This window comes from Saccharopolyspora sp. NPDC003752 (genome assembly GCF_053605825.1).
The window spans coordinates 1-16,587 of sequence record NZ_JBSGJZ010000064.1 but is presented as its reverse complement, the minus strand read 5'-3'; the positions used below and the strand labels follow the sequence as shown (position 1 = coordinate 16,587).

The following is a 16,587-nucleotide window of genomic DNA, read 5'->3' as shown; positions in this document are numbered from 1 at the left end:
CAGGCGTGGCGAAAGGCGATTTCGCGCGAAATCGCCACACGACGCGGCCGCCGCATCGCTGGGATGCGGCGGCCGGGACGGTGGTGATCAGCGCGTGGTGTAGTTCGGCGCCTCGACGGTCATCTGGATGTCGTGCGGGTGGCTCTCCTTGAGCCCCGCCGCGGTGATCCGCACCAGCTTCGCGTCCTGCAGCTCCGGAATCGTGTTGGAGCCCGTGTAACCCATGCCCGAGCGCAGCCCGCCGATCAGCTGGTCGACCACCTGCGCCAGCGGCCCGCGGAACGGCACCCGGCCCTCGATGCCCTCCGGCACCAGCTTGTCCTCGGACAGCACGTCGTCCTGGAAGTAGCGGTCCTTGGAGTACGACTTGGCCTGGCCCCGCGACTGCATGGCGCCCAGCGAGCCCATGCCCCGGTACACCTTGAACTGCTTGCCGTTGACCAGCACCAGCTGGCCCGGCGACTCGGCGGTGCCGGCCAGCAGGCTGCCCAGCATGACGCTGCTCGCCCCGGCCGCGATGGCCTTCGGGATGTCCCCGGAGTACTGGATGCCGCCGTCGCCGATCAGCGGCACGCCCGCCGGGCGGCAGGCCATGCTCGCCTCGTAGATCGCGCTGATCTGCGGCACGCCGACCCCGGCGACGACGCGGGTGGTGCAGATCGAGCCCGGCCCGACGCCGACCTTCACCGCGTCCGCCCCGGCGTCGACCAGCGCCTGCGCGCCGGCCCGGGTCGCCACGTTGCCGCCGATGACGTCGACGGAGTTGCCGAGCTCCTTCTTCAGCGTCGCCACGGTGTCCAGCACCGCGCGCGAGTGCCCGTGCGCGGTGTCCACGATCAGCACGTCGACACCGGCGTCGACCAGCGCCATCGCGCGCTCGTGCGAGTCCGCGCCGACGCCGACCGCCGCGCCGCACAGCAGCCGGCCGTCCGGGTCCTTGGTGGCGCGCGGGTACTGCTCGGTCTTGACGAAGTCCTTGACGGTGATCAGCCCGCGGAGCTTGCCTGCGTTGTCCACGATCGGCAGCTTCTCGATCTTGTTGCGCCGCAGCAGCCCGAGCGCGGCCTCGGCGGTGACGCCGACCTGCGCGGTGATCAGCGGCGTCGCGGTCATGACCTCGCGCACCCGCCGGGTGAAGTCCACCTCGAACCGCATGTCGCGGTTGGTGATGATGCCGACGAGGGTGCCGTCCGGGTCGGTCACCGGCACGCCGGAGATGCGGAAGCGGGCGCACAGCGCGTCCACCTCGGCGAGGGTGTCGTCCGGCGAGCAGGTCACCGGGTCGGTGACCATGCCCGCCTCGGAGCGCTTGACCACCTCGACCTGCGCGGCCTGCTCCTCGACGGACAGGTTGCGCTGCAGGATGCCGACGCCGCCCTGGCGGGCCATGGCGATCGCCATCCGCGCCTCGGTGACGGTGTCCATCGCGGCGGACAGCAGCGGCACCCGCAGGCGGATGTTGCGGGACAGCTGGGTGGACGTGTCGACGCCGCTGGGGATGACGTCGGACTCGTCCGGCAGGAGGAGCACGTCATCGAAGGTCAGACCCAGTGTCGCGAACTTCGAGGGGAGGCCGGGTGCGGAGAGTTCGCTGCTCATGGCGAGGGATGTGCCTTCCTTCACGCTATGGTCCGCAGACTGCGGGTGCGGCTGGATGTCCTCGGCGATTACGTGTGGAACGTGGCATCGGCATCGGGGATTCCCTCAATGATAGAGACCACAGGTCAGGCGCGTTTGCCCCGTGGCCCGAGGGGTGGGCCACGCCACGGCGGGCGGCCAAACCCGCCCCGACAACCCCACGAGGTGGACGCAGCCGGTACCGTGCGGGCCGTGCCGCACGATCCGATGCCACCAGACCCGTTCGCGGGTGACCCGGAAGATCCGAGCATGGCACTCGGCGATCACGACGCCGACGACGGCCCACCACTCGGCGATGAGGAACGGGCCGAACTGCTCGCCGACCTGACCGATCTCGCCGTCTACCAGGCCCTGCTGGAGCCCCGCGGGCTCCGCGGCATCGTGGTGGACTGCGCGGACTGCGGCGAATGCCACTACCACGACTGGGAGCTGCTGCGCTCCAGCCTGGAGCAGCTGCTGCAGGACGGCCGGATGCGCCCGCACGAGCCGGCGTTCGACCCGAACCCGAGCGACTACGTCACCTGGGAGTACTGCCGCGGCTACGCGGACGGCGTGACCGAGACCGAAACGACCCGCTGACAACTCCCACCAAGCAGAACGCGAAGAGGGGCTCCCGGCTGGGAGCCCCTCTTCGCGTTGGCAGGTGTCAGGCCGGCCTCGTCATCACGGGTTGCTGGTGCTCTTCTGCGGGAACAGATCCGATCCCCAGCCGCTGGACGGGTGCTCGGAGCTGCCGCTGGTCTCGCTCGGCGAGGTGGACGACTCGGATGGCGACGTGGACGACGTCGGCGGCACCGACGAGCTGTCCGTCGGCGGCACCGGCGGCACCGGCTGCGACGGCGACGTGGTCGGCGTCGACGGCGTGGTCGGCGTCGAGGGCTGCGGGGGCTGCTGATCCTCGCCCTGGCCCATCCGCGCGGTCAGCGAAGCGTGCGCGGCCTTCAGGTCGGACAGCCCGTGCTCGTCGTCCACGCCCCGCATCTGCTCCTGCGCGGAACGCAGCGCGGCCTCGGCGGCGGTGCGGTTGCCCTGCTCGATCGCGCCCTCGGCGGTGTTCAGGTCCTCGCGGGCCGAGCTCGCGGCGACGATCGCGCGCGTGCGGTCGGAGTAGAGGACCTGCGCGACGCCCCACAGCATGTCGCCGGGCTGCGCGTCGCGGGCGGCCACGCCAACCCCGGTGAACGTGATCATCAGGACCGCGGCGGCGGTGGCGACCGGCACCAGGTGCCGGCGCTTGAGCCTGCGGCGCGGACGGCTGCCCGCCGCGATGGCCGCGGTCGCGGTCTCCACGTCGACCAGATCGCCGATCGGCGCGGCGTCGATGTCCTGCCGCCACGCGATCAGCAGCGCCTCCAGGCTGGGGCGCTCGTCGTCGGCCGACGCGACCACGTCGGGATTGGTCCCGCCGAGCGCGTCGAGCAATGCGTCGTCGGCCTGCAGCGCGCCCAGGTCGATCGGTTCTTCGCCGAAGTCGTCGAAGTCGACCAGCTCGTCGGACTCCTCGGCCGGTCGCGGCCGGAAGGAGAGCACGTCGGCGTCGCCCGACACGGCGTCGGGTTCGGTGGTTTCAGACTCGGCCGAGCCGGAATCCCGCTGGTTGTCGCTCAGTTCCGTTCCCTCGTCTGCGGACCTCTCTGCGGGAGTCCGGTCCCGCTCGTCTGCCCCGCGCGAACGGTCCTCGTGCCGGCCGGACTCGACAGGGTCGTGTCCCGCCTGCTCCCCCTCGGGCCCCTTCCGCTCCGCCATTCAGACCACCTCCTCCGCGGACAGCGTCTTTCGCAGCCGGGCCAACGCGCGGTGTTGAGCCACGCGTACCGCGCCCGGCGTCGAACCGACCGCTTCGGCGGTTTCCTCCGCCGACAACCCGACGACCACCCGGAGCAGCAGGATTTCCCGCTGCTTGGCCGGGAGGACGCGAAGTAGCTGCGCCATCCTGCCCGAAAGCTCACCCTGCATGGCCCGCTGCTCCGGTCCGGCCTCGGATTCCGGGGTGTCCGGAACATCTGCCACCGGTTCGGAGCGGTTGCGGGCCAACGCGCGGTGCGCATCAGCAACCTTGTGCGCGGCGATGCCGTACACGAACGCCAGGAACGGACGACCCTGGTCCTTGTAGGTGGGCAGCGCGGTCAGCACCGCGAGGCACACTTCCTGGGCCACGTCGTCCGCCGAAGCGAACGACCTCTCGTTTCGTCCGACTCTGGCGCGGCAGTACCGCACCACCAAAGGACGGATTTCGGCCAGCAAGCGCTCGATCGACTGACGATCGCCGTCGACGGCGGCGCCTACAAGAGCGTCCAGCCCGTCCCCCACGTTGGTCATCGCAGACAGCAGCCCTGGTGTTACGCGTTCAAGCGATTCGGATTTGTCCGGCGGAGATCGCGTGCGCCGCACGCCGCGCCGAGCTCACCGTACCGGCCGGGGGGCGATCGTTGAACAGGGAGTGGATGGAGGGGGCCGTCGTCGTCACACATTCAGAGATACCAGACGCCGACCCCGGCGGCGTTTACCCTGGCCACGGGATCTTGGAGGTTCACCGGAGAAGATCAGAGAGGATCTTCACAGGGGTCGCACGACCGGGTTATCGCGACACGTTCGAGGCATCTGCGCCGATTGCCGAGAAGGCCGGTTTCGTCCCGGAGCGTCCCGCTCTGAAGAACTGTGGCTCGCGCCACGCCGGCGGTCGCACCCCGGATCGGGGCCGTGCCGGAAGTGACGCGAGCCACAGGCGCACTCGTAACGTCAGCTCGCTCCAAGCCAACGTCCTCGCCGAGCACCGGCAGCCCGGACTGGATCTGCCGGTGCGCTCCGATCGACAGGCGCGCGGTGATCACCGCGCGCGACGATCACGCGACGAGGCCGCGGCGGAAACCGTGCGCAACTGCCTGCGCGCGGTCGCGCACGCCGAGCTTCCGGAAAAGCCGGCGAGCATGGGTCTTGACCGTGTCCTCCGAGAGGTAGAGCTCCCGGCCGATCTGGCCGTTGCTCTTGCCCTGGCTCATGCCGCGCAGCACCTGGAGCTCGCGCTCCGTCAGCTGCACGCCCGGGTCGGACGGTTGCCGGGGCGCGGGCACCGAGGTGCTCGCCAGCGTGTGCGCCAGCGCCGCCACCAACTCCGGCCGGGAAGCATCCCAGCGGAGGTAGCCGCGAGCGCCACCGGCGATCGCGGCGGCGATGCTGGCCGCGTCGTCCGGGGCACCGAACACGATCACGTTTGCTTGCGGATGGGCGGAGACGAGCCTGCGAGTGGCCTCGACGCCGTTCGGTACCGCGCGCTGGGTACCTACCAGGACGACGTCGACGGCCTGCCGCGAGAAGCGGGCCAGCAGCTCATCACCGTGCGCAACGCAATCAATTCGACTCACTCCGGGGACAGCAGACATCACACGAGTGAGCCCTTCCCGGACGCTACGTCGGTCATCGCAGATCAGGACCGTCGTCACGGGAACTCCTTCCTGCAGGCGAGTGACGTTCCAACTCCCCTATCGGACGCAGGGGCCAAAACCTTGACACGATCCGGTGCTTAATCCGTCAAGAAATTTTGTGTCAGCCCGATCGGGTGCCGGTTCACTGGAACGGAGCAGGCCGCCGGGACCGACCCACCCACTACTCCGGGAAGCCGCCGACCACGCGCCGTACCTGCAGTATTCACCCGATCGCACCCAGTCGTGACTGCAGTTTCGCCCGTCCGCACGAACGCCGTAACCCCACCCACACGGTGGGTGTGTGATTTATGCCACAAAAGGTCTCGCTCAGCCCAGTACGGTCTCGGAAACACGCGCCACAGCCGTCTCCAGCGAATCGAGCAGCTCCACGTGCGCGGGCAGCGCCTGCTGCGCCCACCCGGCACCCGCAACGAACGCGCGGGCGCGCTGGCGGGTGATCGGGATGTCGTCCAGCACCCGCGACGAGGCGTAGTGCGACTGGTCGGCCCAGAGCACCACGGCGGCCGGGGCGGAGCGGCGTACCGCGGCGGCGAGCCCTTCGCGCGGTAACGCGGCGCCGAACAGCCGGTGGCCGACGCGGTTGGCGGCGAGCGCCGCGGCCAGCGCCACGAGTTCGAGCTCCTGCACTTCACCGGGCACGGGGGCGAGCACCACCGGGCGCGGATTGAGCGGGGCCGGCGCGGTCGCGATCACCGAACGCAGCGCGGTGGACGCGCAGTCGACCAGCAGCTGCAGGACCTCGATGCCGGAGCCGGACCGCTGCCGCCGCTCGCTGACCGCGCGCAGCACCGGCTGGAGCATGCCCTGCCAGGTCTCCACGACGCCGTCGCTGTCCATCGACTCGATCAGCAGCCGCTGCACGGACCAGGAGTCCAGCGCGAGCGCCGCCCGCCCCAGGCCGCGGGCGCGCGGCCCGGCCCCGGTGAGCTTGAGCCCGCGCCCGCCGGTGTTCGAGCCGCCGGCCAACTCGATGTCGCCGGCGCCGCCGAGCACGCCGGACAGCATCATCGGCCCGTCGCCGGATCCGTCCGACTGCGTTTGCCGCTCGGTCGCGTCGGGGTATCGCTGCGGCAGCGGCGCGGCGACGGTGCGGGCGTAGCGGGCTGCCTCCATCGGAGAGGCACCGCGCAGCAGCGCGCGTTGCATCTGCTCCAGGCGAGCGATGTCGTCCGGGCCGTAGCGGCGGTGCCGACCGCTGGTGTGATCGCTGGGCCCGAGTCCGTACCGGCGGTCCCAGGTGCGCAGCGTGGCGGGTGCCACACCGAGCCGGCGGGCCACCGCGGCGACGCTGAGCCGCGGCTGATCGCCCGACGCGGCGCCATCCGGACCTCCGACCAGCTCCGGATCGTCGCTCGGGATGGGGGTGTCCTGCCCCTGCACAGGTTCCGGCCGCGTCGTCACGCGGGACATGTTCCGGTTCCGGCCCGTGGAGGGCAAGCCGTCGGGCGTCGATCTTGGTCGGCCAAAGATCACTCCAACGATGAACAGCTTTTGGCTCGATAAGGGTTGAACAAGTTTTGGCGCGGTTCTACGGTCGGATCATGCGAGGCTGCGGCCGCCGGCTGCAGCGGGGAGGGGACCCACCGCTAGGAGGTGGTTTGCGCAATGGCAGACACTCGACGTCTTCCAGGACCGAACGCCGATATCTGGGATTGGCAGATACGGGGCTCCTGTCGAGGCATGGACAGCGCGTACTTCTTTCATCCGGACGGCGAACGCGGCCCGGCACGAGCTCGGCGCGAGGCGAAGGCGAAAGAGGTGTGCCAGCACTGCCCCGTGATCGCGCAGTGCCGGACGCACGCGCTAGCCGTGCAGGAGCCGTACGGCATCTGGGGCGGGCTGTCGGAGTCGGAGCGGGAAGTGATCATCAAGGCGCGCAAGCGCCAGCAGCTGGCGGTCGCGGCCAGCTGACGCGCTTGTGCCGGCCGCCGCGTCGCGGATCGCGGGCGGCCGCCGGAGTCGGATGACTACGAGGGGCGTCATTCGGCTCCGGGTAGGACCAAAAGATCGGGGCGGTACCCACGCCGTGGGTACCGCCCCGATCTTCGTGCCGTTCAGCCGGGCCGAGGGCCCGGCTCACGCGCAATGGCTCAGTGGCCGTGCCCGTGGCCGTGGCCGTGCCCGGCGGCCTCCGGCTGCTCCTCCGGCTTCTCCACGACCGCGCTCTCGGTGGTGATCACCATGCGGGCGATGGAGGCCGCGTTGGCGACCGCGGAGCGGGTCACCTTCAGCGGGTCGACGATGCCGGCCTGCACCAGGTCGCCGTACTCGTCGGTCGCCGCGTTGTAACCGGCGCCCCAGTCCAGGTCGCGAACCTTGGACACCACGACGGCGCCTTCCTGGCCGGCGTTGGCGGCGATCCAGTACAGCGGGGCGTCCAGCGCGCGGCGCACCAGCTGCACGCCGGTGGCCTCGTCACCGGTGAGGCCGAGGTCGTCGGCCAGCGCCTTGGCGGCGTGGATCAGGCTCGACCCACCACCGGGGACGCTGCCCTCCTCGGCCGCGGCCTTGGCGGCGGCGACGGCGTCCTCGATGCGGGACTTGCGCTCCTTGAGCTCCGTCTCGGTGGCCGCGCCGACCTTGATCACCGCGACGCCGCCGGACAGCTTGGCCAGCCGCTCCTGCAGCTTCTCGCGGTCCCAGTCGGAGTCGGTGGCCTCGATCTCCTTGCGGATCTGGTCCACGCGGTCCTTGACGTCCTCGGCGCTGCCGCGGCCGTCCACAATGGTCGTGGTGTCCTTGGTCACGGTGACCCGGCGGGCCGCGCCGAGCACCTCCGGACCGGCCTCGGACAGCTTCAGCCCGACCTCCGGCGCGATGACCTGGGCGCCGGTGGCGATCGCCAGGTCGTCCAGGAACGCCTTGCGGCGGTCGCCGAAGAACGGGGCCTTGACCGCGACGACCTTCAGGGTCTTGCGGATCGCGTTGACGGCCAGGGTGGACAGCGCCTCGCCCTCGACGTCCTCGGCGATGATCAGCAGCGGCTTGCCGCCCTGCGCGATCTTCTCCAGCAGCGGCAGCAGGTCCTGCAGGCCGGAGATCTTGTCGCGGTGCAGCAGGATCTGCGCATCCTCCAGCACCGCTTCCTGACGCTCGGCGTCGGTGACGAAGTGCGGGGAGATGAAGCCCTTGTCGAACTGGAGGCCCTCGGTGATCTCCAGCTCGGTGGCCAGCGTCGAGGACTCCTCGATGCTGATCACGCCGTCCTCGCCGACCTTCTCCATCGCCTCGCCGATCAGGGCGCCGATGGACTCGTCCCGGGAGGACACGGTCGCGATCTGGGCGATGTTGTCGCGGCCCTTGACCGGCGTGGCCTTGGCCTTGAGCGCCTCGACGACGGCGTCGGTGGCCGCCTGGACGCCCTTGTTCAGCGACGCCGGGTTGGCGCCCGCGGCCAGGTTGCGCAGGCCCTCGCGGACCAGCGACTGGGCGAGCACGGTGGCGGTGGTGGTGCCGTCGCCGGCGACGTCGTTGGTCTTCGTCGCGACGTTCTTGGCGAGCTGGGCGCCCAGGTTCTCGAACGGGTCGCTCAGCTCGATCTCGCGGGCGATGGTCACGCCGTCGTTGGTGATCTGCGGCCCGCCGAACTGCTTGTCCAGCACGACGTGCCGACCACGCGGCCCGAGGGTGACCTTCACCGCGTCGGCGAGCTGGTTGACGCCGCTCTCCAGCGCGCGCCGCGCCTGCTCGTCGAAGGTGATCTGCTTAGCCATGGTTACAACAGCCCTTCATGGATGCCTTTTGCTGTGCACGGGGTCGCCTTGCGTGGCGGCGCGGATGGCGCCGCTCGCCCGACGTCCGAGGTGCGATCACGCGCCCAGGACTTCCCATTCCGTACGACTCGGGACGCTCCGGTCCCGGACATGCGACCGCCCCGGGGTCCCGGTCGGGACCGCCGGGGCGGCATTGCTCGCGTGGTGCAGCGTCAGTTGACGACGGCCAGCACGTCGCGGGCGGAGAGGATCAGGTACTCCTCGCCGTTGTACTTGACCTCGGTGCCGCCGTACTTCGAGTAGATGACGACGTCGCCTTCCTTGACATCCACCGGAATGCGGTTGCCCTTGTCGTCGACGCGACCCGGGCCGACGGCCAGAACCTTGCCCTCCTGGGGCTTTTCCTTGGCGGTGTCCGGGATCACGATGCCGGACGCAGTCGTCGTCTCGGCCTCGCTCGCCTGGACCACGATCTTGTCCTCAAGCGGCTTGATGCTCGCCACGGTGTGACCTCCACCTTCTGGGGCCTTCGAAGCGTTGTCTGGGTTAAGACGGCTCCGTGGCTCCCCGCCGTCGCGGGTGCCGGGGCGCTGCGGCGCCGTTCTGCTAGCACTCTACCCATGAGAGTGCCAACGCTCAACAACAACCCTCTCCTCCGGCCTCCCGGCGTGTCGATCACCCCGGCTCGCCGAGCCGGAGCGAGGCCGGGAAGGGCTCAGCCGCAACGAATCGACCAGCGGTGCAGCCGCCGTCCTAATAGCCGGAAGCCTCCGTCGGACGACAGTCAAGCAGAGTCGGCGGCACCCCGAGCTCGACCATCCAGCAACGCGGGATCCCAGCGTCCGCGTACTCGGCGCGCTCCGGCTACCCGGCGGATTCGATTCGGTTCGGACCGTAGCGAACCGGGGCCGTGGGGCCGCCACCTGGGAAGTTGTCACAGACGATCAGCTGTGCGTGATCTTCGCTGGTAGATCGCCATGCGGGAAATGTCACCAATGCCACGAGGTGGTTCACACCAAGGCGGTTCGGTGCCCTAGGTTGCCAGGCATGCCCGCCCTCTCCAAGCCCGCGAACCGCCCCTGGGAGCGCCGCCCCCGACCCGCGCGCCCACCCGGCCCGCCCGGCCCACCGACCCGAGCCGGGTGGCGGCCGAAATGACCTCGCGAGCTCACCGCTCCGGCTGGTTGCGGTAGAGCTCGGCGTACCGCTGCGCCCGCTGGGCGCGGATCGCGGCCTGCGCCTCTTCGCGCACCGCCCTTCCCGTACCCATCGGGTAACCGTGCTTGGTCAGCCGGTACTCGCTGGTGTGCTCCAGGTACGACAGCGAGTACCAGAGCGCCAGGATGACCCCGCCGAGCACGGACATCGCCCGGATCCAGAACGGACCGGGCAGCAGCAGGAAGAGCAGTCCCGGGGAGATCTGGACCAGGCTGCGGCCGATGTGCCGCAGCACCCAGGTCCGGCACGTGATGTCGTGCAGGACCCACTCCCGGCACCTGGCAGGCAGCCGGCCGCCGAAGGCGTACCAGATCCACTGCACCGGGTTGGGCCGGATTCGTCCCTCAGCGGCCACGTCCCCTCCTTCGCCGAGCGTCCGCGAACAACCTATATGCTAATCATTAGCACGCTAATGATTAGCGTGATAGCGGGCACCCCGGCCGGAAGGAGACCCCGATGAACCAGATCGACCTCGGTGAGGACCCGCTCACCCTCGATCGCCAGGTGTGCTTCGCGCTGTCCGTCGCCTCGCGCAACGTCATCTCCGTCTACCGGCCGCTGCTCGCGCCGCTCGGCCTGACGCACCCGCAGTACCTCGTGATGCTCGCGCTGTGGGAGCAGTCGCCGAGATCGGTGAAGGACCTCTGCGGCGCCCTGCACGCCGACCCCGCGACGTTGTCGCCGCTGCTCAAACGCCTCGAATCGATCGGCTACCTGGAACGGCGCCGCAGCACCGAGGACGAGCGGCTGCTCGCCGTGGAGCTGACCGGGAAGGGCCGGGAACTCCGGGCGGAGGCCGAGAAGATCCCGTACCGCGTGGTCGAGCTCCTCGGCATGGAGGTCGCCGAGCTGGAGCAGCTCAACGCGGCGCTGAGCAAGGTGATCGCGGCGACCCGCCGCGCCCTCGACGCCGGGTGACCCGCTGAGCCGATCGGTCCGGCGGCGGCTGGGCCGAACGGATCCCGGGGCTTGCTTCGGCCGCCCCATTTCGCCGGGAATTCACCAAACCCTCTTCTGGTGTCGGTACTTTCGTGCGCTCGATCGCGCCACGGTCGAGCCCCGGACGACTTCCGCAGGACACCTGGAGGACACCGATGCCCGATATCCCGTTACCCGGCCGGGTCAGCCGCCGCGCCGTGCTGCTCGGCGGCGCCGCCGCGCTCGGCGCGACCGCACTCGGCGGCTCCGCGCTGGCCAACGCGCTGTCGCTGCCCGGCGCCGGTACCCGCCGGCTCGCCGACCCGTTCACCCTCGGCGTCGCCTCCGGCGATCCGCTGCCGGACGGGGTCGTGCTGTGGACCCGGCTGGCACCGGAGCCGACCGCCGACGACGGGCTGGGCGGCATGCCCGACAAGGCCGTGCCCGTGCAGTGGGAGGTCGCCGCGGACGAGCAGTTCGGCAAGATCGTGCAGAGCGGCGAGACCCAGGCCGCGCCGGAGCTGGGGCACAGCGTGCACGTCGAGCTGGAGGGCCTGCAGCCCGGCGCGGAGTACTTCTACCGGTTCCGCGCCGAGGGCTCGATCTCGCCGGTCGGCCGCACCCGCACCGCGCCCGCGCCGGACGCGCTCGGCGAGCTGACCATGTGCTTCACCTCCTGCGCGCACTTCGGGCAGGGGTACTTCACCGCGTACCGGCGGATGGCCGAGGACGAGCCGGGGCTGATCCTGCACCTCGGCGACTACCAGTACGAGTACGCCGCCAAGGACGGCGACGTGCGGAAGGTGCTCGGCCCGGAGACCCGCACGCTGGCCAACTACCGGCAGCGCCACGCGCAGTACAAGACCGACCCGGACCTGCAGCTCGCGCACGCGACCGCGCCGTGGCTGGTGGTGTTCGACGATCACGAGGTCGAGAACAACTGGGCCGACGAGACCCCGGAAAAGCCCGACGACGGCTTCCTGGACCGGCGCAAGGCCGCCCTCCAGGCGTACTACGAGAACATGCCGCTGCGCGCAGGCTCGAAGCCCAGCGGCATCGACATGCAGCTCTACCGGCGGTACGGCTGGGGATCGCTGGTCAACTTCCACCTGCTCGACACCCGCCAGTACCGCGACGACCAGGCCTGCGGCGACGGCGTGCAGTCCGGCTGCACCGACCGCGAGGACCCGGACCGGTCGATCACCGGCGCCGAGCAGGAGAAGTGGATCATCGACGGGTTTCGCGACACCACCGCCCGCTGGGACGTGCTGGGCCAGCAGGTGTTCTTCTCCAAGATCGACCTGACGCCCGGCGCCGAAGAGGGCTACAACATGGACGCCTGGGACGGCTACGTGGCCAACCGCGACCGGATCGCCGGCGCGATGGCCGACAGCGCGGTCCGCAACGGCGTCGTGCTCACCGGCGACGTGCACCGGCACTGGGCCGCGGAGATCAAGCGGACCCACGACGACCCCGAGTCGCGCGCCGTCGGGACCGAGTTCATCACCACCTCCGTCACCAGCGGCGGGGACGGCAACGACGACGGCAACGGCGACGTGCTCAAGGAGAACCCGCACGTGAAGTTCTACGCCAACCGGCGTGGCTACGTGCGCACCAAGTTCACCGAGGCGGAGCTGCGCGCCGACTACCGGGTGCTGCCGTACGTGTCGAAGAAGGACGCCCCGGCGGAGACCGCGAAGTCGTTCGTGGTCGAGGACGGCAACCCGGTGCTCAACCCGGCCTGACCCCGGACCGTCCACTGGGGACGGCTCAGCGGAGGCGCCCGGTGGCCTATCGCCCCGTGCGTACTTCGTGCTGCTATAGCAACACAAAGTACGCACGGGGCGACTTGCGGCGATCGGTTGGCGCGTGGCCGGTCCCGGCCGTTGTCCTCGATGGCACACTTGTCCGGTGCGTGGACTTCGGAAGGGACTCGCTGCGCTGGCCGGGCTCGGGGTCGCGGCGGCGCTGCCCTCGGCATGGGCACTGGCGCGCAGCGCCCGCCGCATCAGCACTGTCCAGGACGCGCCCGCGACCGAGTACGCGCTGGTGCTCGGCGCGGGAGTGCGCTGGGACGGCCTGCCGAGCCGGATCCTGCAGGGGCGGCTGAACGTGGCGCGGGAGCTGTTCGAGGCGGGCCGGGTCCGGCGCATCATCGTCAGCGGCAGCCCGGAATCCCGCGGGCACAGCGAACCCGTCGTGATGCGGCACCACCTCGTGTCGCACGGGATTCCCGCCTCCGCGGTGGTGCTGGACGAGTCCGGTGTGGACACCTGGTCGTCCTGCCGGCGGGCGGCCGAGGACTTCGGGCTTCGCGAGGTCACCGTCGTGACCACCCGGTTCCACCTGCGCCGCGCGGTCGCGCTGTGCCGGCGCGCGGGCATCGACGCCCACGGCGTCGGCCACGACGCGGCGGCCGACGGCCTGCGCCGGGTCTCCGCCCGCGGTGCCCGCCGCGAGTTCCTCGCCACCACCAAGGCGTTCTGGTGGCGCCGCTGATCACCACCGGTGATCGGCCGTGACGGTGGGCAAGATTCCGGGCGGTGGGCAACCCGGGCGGAACTTCGGGCGATATCAGCACATCCTTGCCGAAGAGGGGTGTGATCACCGTGCTCGCTCGAAGACTCCGCAGCTGGTTGAGCGCGTGCTGCGTGGCGCTGTTATCCATCGGGTTGCTGGCGGCGCTACCGGCCCGCCGCGCGGAAGCCGCCGTGCCATCCGGTTTCGTCCTCCGCAGCCAACCCAGCGGGCAGGCCGCCTTCGACCTGACCGACTTCGCGTACCTGCCCGACGGCAGCGTCCTCACCACCGGGAAGAAGGGCACCGTGGCGTGGGTGGCCGCCGACGGCCGCACCAGGACCATCGCCGCCCTGCCCGTCGAACCGGCGCAGGACCTGGGGCTGACCGGGCTCGCGGTGGCCGCCGACTACGCCACCTCGCGGCACGTCTACCTGGCCCGCTCGGTCCCCGGCGGCACCGGCGGCTACCTGCTGCGGCTCGCGCGCTGGACCGTCACCGGCGCGCCGGAACCGACCGGCCTCGCCGACGAACAGGTGCTCTTCGAGTTCCGCAGCCCCTATGCGGTGCACGGCATGACCGGGATCGTCGCGGCCGACGACGGCACCCTGTGGGTGTCCGTCGGTGACCTCTCCGACTTCACCCGCACCGACCGGAACGCGTTGCGGGCCATGGACGTCGACTGGCCCAACGGCAAGGTCCTGCACGTCACCGCTGCCGGCGACGGCGTGCCCGGCAACCCGTACTACCAGGCGTCGAACCCCTCGTCGTGGCGCAGCCGGGTGTACGCCAGCGGATTCCGCAGCCCGTTCCGGCTGTCGCTGGACCCCGGCACCGGCACGCCGATCGTCGGCGACGTCGGCTACAACACCTGGGAGGAGATCGACCTCGTCCGGCCCGGCCAGAACTACAAGTGGCCCTGCTGGGAGGGGAACCACCGGACCCCGGGCTACGACGACCTGCCCGAATGCGCGTCCGTGGTGAACACCCCGCCGCTGTGGGAATACCACCACGGCGGCGGCGCCGACCAGGGCAACAGCGTCACCGGCGGCATCATCTACCGGGGCGAGAGCTACCCAGAGGCCTACCGCGGCGCGTACTTCTTCGGCGACTACACCACGAAGAAGCTGTGGACGCTGCGCTTCGACGCGCAGGGGAAGCTGGTGCGGGCGCCGGAGAACCCGCCGTTCGGCGGCGACATCGGCGGGCCGGTGAAGTTCGCGGCCGCGCCCAACGGCGACGTCGTCTTCGCCGACATCTACTCCGGCACGCTGCGGCGGCTCAGCTACCCGCAGGGCAACTCCGCGCCGGTGGCCGAGGCCGAGATCAGCACCGATCCGGCGACCCGCACCGTCACCTTCGACGGGTCGAGATCGCAGGACTTCGACGGCGATCCGCTGACCTACCGCTGGGACTTCGGCGACGGCGCGACCGGCTCCGGCGCGCGCACCAGCCACACCTACCCGGACGGCGACCGGTTCACCGCGCGACTGACCGTGACCGACCCGCTCGGCGCGTCCGGCAGCGTCGACCTGCTGGTCGCGCCGGCGAACCACTCCCCCCAGCTGGCGCTGACGACGCCGGGCGGGCGGACCTTCGCCGTCGGCGAGACCGTGTCCCTCACCGCGCGGGCCACCGACGCCGAGGACGGCACGACGCCGATCACCTGGACCAGCGCCGAGGTGCACTGCCCGGAGGAGGCGACCTGCCACCGCCATCCGGGGGCCGGCGGCACCGGCGAGTCGTTCCAGGTCGCGTTCACCGATCACCCGGACTCTCGGATGGAGATCACCGCCAGCACGACCGACAGCGCCGGGGTGCGCAGCAGCGAGACCTACGCGGCCATGCCGCGCGAGCACCTGCTCACGCTGACCAGCAACGTGCCCGCCGTGCTGCAGATCCCCGCGGAGGGCGGGCGGAGCTCGGCGATGGTCACCGAAGGCGCCTCCTTCGACGTGATCGCGGCGGCGACCGCGACCGACGGCGTGGCGACCTTCGCCGGCTGGACCGACGGAATCAGTGCCCGGTCGCGGGTGCTGACCATGGGCGCCGGCGACCTGACGCTCGCGGCCCGGTACGCCACGCCGATCGACCGGCGCTACGAAGCCGAACCGCAGCTGCGGAACCTGCTCGGGCAGCCCACCGGTCCGGAGATCGCCGAGGACGGCATCCGCTACCGCGGCTACGAGCGCGGGCGGCTGTACTGGACCGCGCAGACCGGTGTGCACTACGTCTACGGCGGGAACCTCGCGAAGTACCTGCAACTCGGCGGGCACGGCAGGTTCGGCCCGCCGACCACGGATGAACTGTCCACATCGGATGGTGTCGGCCGGTACAACCACTTCGTCGGGGTGACCGCGGGCTTCCCGGCCTCGATCTACTGGAGCCCGGACACCGGATCGCACGCGGTGTGGGGCGCGATCCGGCAGAACTGGGCGGCGAACGGCTGGGAGCAGGGCCCGCTCGGCTACCCGACGACCGACGAGGTGACCACGCCGGACGGGGTGGGGCGGTACAACCACTTCTCCAAGGCGGGCTCTATCTACTGGTCGCCGGGCTCCGGGGCGCATGCGATCTGGGGCGCGATCCGGGCGACCTGGTCGCAGCTGGGGTGGGAACTCGGGCCGCTCGGCTACCCGACGACCGACGAGCTCACGACGCCGGACGGAGTGGGGCGGTACAACCACTTCTCCAAGGCTGGCTCGATCTACTGGACGCCGGGCACCGGAGCGCACGAGGTGTACGGCCGGATCCGCGAACGCTGGTCCGCGCTCGGCTGGGAACGCTCGTACCTGGGCTATCCGAAGACCGGGGAGTTCGCGGTCTCCGGCGGTCGCCGCAACGACTTCGAGCACGGCTACGTCGAGTGGCGAGCGGCCACCGGCACGACGATCGACCGGAGGTACTGAACCGTTGGTCTGGCCGCAGTTTCAATTGAAACTGCGCCCAGACCGGACGACGCACGCCGTCTCAGGGGGTGGCAGTTTCAATTGAAACTGTGACCCCCTGGACGACGACGATGCCGACCGGGCACCGGGTCCGGAGGGGGGTCCGGGGGTCCGGGGGTCCGGGGGTCCGGGGGTCCGGGGGTCCGGGGGTCCGGGGGTCCGGGGGTCCGGGGGTCCGGGGGTCCGGGGGTC

14 protein-coding genes are annotated in these 16,587 nt (G+C 70.8%); 6 read left to right on the top strand and 8 right to left on the bottom strand.

The genetic code is table 11. The annotated features are described in order from the left end of the window. Positions 1–87 precede the first annotated feature (87 nt). Positions 88–1,599 carry an IMP dehydrogenase gene (gene guaB / locus ACWEV3_RS41405; protein WP_132486445.1) on the bottom strand — a complete coding sequence of 504 codons (1,512 nt, stop codon included), beginning with the start codon at positions 1,597–1,599 and terminating at the stop codon, positions 88–90. Between the two features lie 222 nt (positions 1,600–1,821). Here guaB and ACWEV3_RS41400 point away from each other — a divergent pair, with 222 nt between their 5' ends. Continuing rightward, the gene (locus ACWEV3_RS41400; RefSeq protein WP_165968161.1) at positions 1,822–2,217 is read left to right on the top strand and encodes a DUF5319 domain-containing protein; all 396 of its coding nucleotides are present in this window, start codon (positions 1,822–1,824) and stop codon (positions 2,215–2,217) included. 84 nt (positions 2,218–2,301) lie between these two features. Here the strand turns inward: ACWEV3_RS41400 and ACWEV3_RS41395 are convergent, their stop codons facing one another. The 4 genes from ACWEV3_RS41395 to ACWEV3_RS41380 all read right to left on the bottom strand — a co-directional run bounded on the left by ACWEV3_RS41395 (position 2,302) and on the right by ACWEV3_RS41380 (position 6,491). Then, entirely contained in the window at positions 2,302–3,384 is a 1,083-nt protein-coding gene (locus ACWEV3_RS41395; protein ID WP_452619143.1) for an anti-sigma-D factor RsdA, read from the bottom strand. Continuing rightward, entirely contained in the window at positions 3,385–3,957 is a 573-nt protein-coding gene (locus tag ACWEV3_RS41390) for a sigma-70 family RNA polymerase sigma factor (protein WP_093265524.1), read from the bottom strand. 524 nt (positions 3,958–4,481) lie between these two features. Beyond that, positions 4,482–5,078 carry a response regulator transcription factor gene (locus tag ACWEV3_RS41385; RefSeq protein WP_029536209.1) on the bottom strand — a complete coding sequence of 199 codons (597 nt, stop codon included), beginning with the start codon at positions 5,076–5,078 and terminating at the stop codon, positions 4,482–4,484. Positions 5,079–5,387: 309 nt separating this feature from the next. Continuing rightward, a complete protein-coding gene (locus tag ACWEV3_RS41380; protein WP_452619142.1) occupies positions 5,388–6,491 on the bottom strand; it encodes a MerR family transcriptional regulator in 1,104 nt (367 codons plus the stop codon). A 195-nt stretch (positions 6,492–6,686) separates the two neighbouring features. Here ACWEV3_RS41380 and ACWEV3_RS41375 point away from each other — a divergent pair, with 195 nt between their 5' ends. Next, complete coding sequence (locus ACWEV3_RS41375; RefSeq protein ID WP_029536210.1) at positions 6,687–6,992, top strand: WhiB family transcriptional regulator; 306 nt, start codon at positions 6,687–6,689, stop codon at positions 6,990–6,992. A gap of 179 nt (positions 6,993–7,171) precedes the next feature. On the opposite strand, the gene groL is transcribed toward ACWEV3_RS41375, so the two are convergent. From groL to ACWEV3_RS41360, 3 genes are all read right to left on the bottom strand, one after another. Next, a complete protein-coding gene (gene groL, locus ACWEV3_RS41370) occupies positions 7,172–8,794 on the bottom strand; it encodes a chaperonin GroEL (protein WP_452619141.1) in 1,623 nt (540 codons plus the stop codon). Between the two features lie 212 nt (positions 8,795–9,006). Then, positions 9,007–9,297 (bottom strand): co-chaperone GroES, encoded by a 291-nt coding sequence (gene groES / locus ACWEV3_RS41365; RefSeq protein WP_010316109.1) that lies wholly within the window; start codon positions 9,295–9,297, stop codon positions 9,007–9,009. 665 nt (positions 9,298–9,962) lie between these two features. Further along, positions 9,963–10,367 carry a DUF5313 family protein gene (locus ACWEV3_RS41360; RefSeq protein WP_452619140.1) on the bottom strand — a complete coding sequence of 135 codons (405 nt, stop codon included), beginning with the start codon at positions 10,365–10,367 and terminating at the stop codon, positions 9,963–9,965. 101 nt (positions 10,368–10,468) lie between these two features. Between ACWEV3_RS41360 and ACWEV3_RS41355 the strand changes: the two genes are divergently transcribed. The 4 genes from ACWEV3_RS41355 (at position 10,469) to ACWEV3_RS41340 (ending at position 16,356) form a co-directional block, all read left to right on the top strand. Continuing rightward, positions 10,469–10,930, top strand: a complete 462-nt coding sequence (locus ACWEV3_RS41355; RefSeq protein ID WP_452619139.1) for a MarR family winged helix-turn-helix transcriptional regulator — start codon at positions 10,469–10,471, stop codon at positions 10,928–10,930. Positions 10,931–11,106: 176 nt separating this feature from the next. Further along, a complete protein-coding gene (locus tag ACWEV3_RS41350; protein WP_452619138.1) occupies positions 11,107–12,675 on the top strand; it encodes an alkaline phosphatase D family protein in 1,569 nt (522 codons plus the stop codon). A gap of 166 nt (positions 12,676–12,841) precedes the next feature. Beyond that, positions 12,842–13,429: a SanA/YdcF family protein gene (locus tag ACWEV3_RS41345; protein ID WP_452619137.1), complete on the top strand. Its 588-nt coding sequence runs from the start codon at positions 12,842–12,844 to the stop codon at positions 13,427–13,429. A gap of 152 nt (positions 13,430–13,581) precedes the next feature. Continuing rightward, positions 13,582–16,356, top strand: a complete 2,775-nt coding sequence (locus ACWEV3_RS41340; RefSeq protein WP_452619136.1) for a PQQ-dependent sugar dehydrogenase — start codon at positions 13,582–13,584, stop codon at positions 16,354–16,356. The last annotated feature ends 231 nt before the right edge of the window (positions 16,357–16,587 follow it).

Bases quoted from the DNA above. Each gene is read 5' to 3' on its own strand.
- ACWEV3_RS41390 (WP_093265524.1), bottom strand. From the start codon at position 3,957: ATGACCAACGTGGGGGACGGGCTGGACGCTCTTGTAGGCGCCGCCGTC.
- ACWEV3_RS41350 (WP_452619138.1), top strand. From the start codon at position 11,107: ATGCCCGATATCCCGTTACCCGGCCGGGTCAGCCGCCGCGCCGTGCTG.
- groL (WP_452619141.1), bottom strand. From the start codon at position 8,794: ATGGCTAAGCAGATCACCTTCGACGAGCAGGCGCGGCGCGCGCTGGAG.
- guaB (WP_132486445.1), bottom strand. From the start codon at position 1,599: ATGAGCAGCGAACTCTCCGCACCCGGCCTCCCCTCGAAGTTCGCGACA.
- ACWEV3_RS41380 (WP_452619142.1), bottom strand. From the start codon at position 6,491: ATGTCCCGCGTGACGACGCGGCCGGAACCTGTGCAGGGGCAGGACACC.
- ACWEV3_RS41355 (WP_452619139.1), top strand. From the start codon at position 10,469: ATGAACCAGATCGACCTCGGTGAGGACCCGCTCACCCTCGATCGCCAG.
- ACWEV3_RS41375 (WP_029536210.1), top strand. From the start codon at position 6,687: ATGGCAGACACTCGACGTCTTCCAGGACCGAACGCCGATATCTGGGAT.
- ACWEV3_RS41395 (WP_452619143.1), bottom strand. From the start codon at position 3,384: ATGGCGGAGCGGAAGGGGCCCGAGGGGGAGCAGGCGGGACACGACCCT.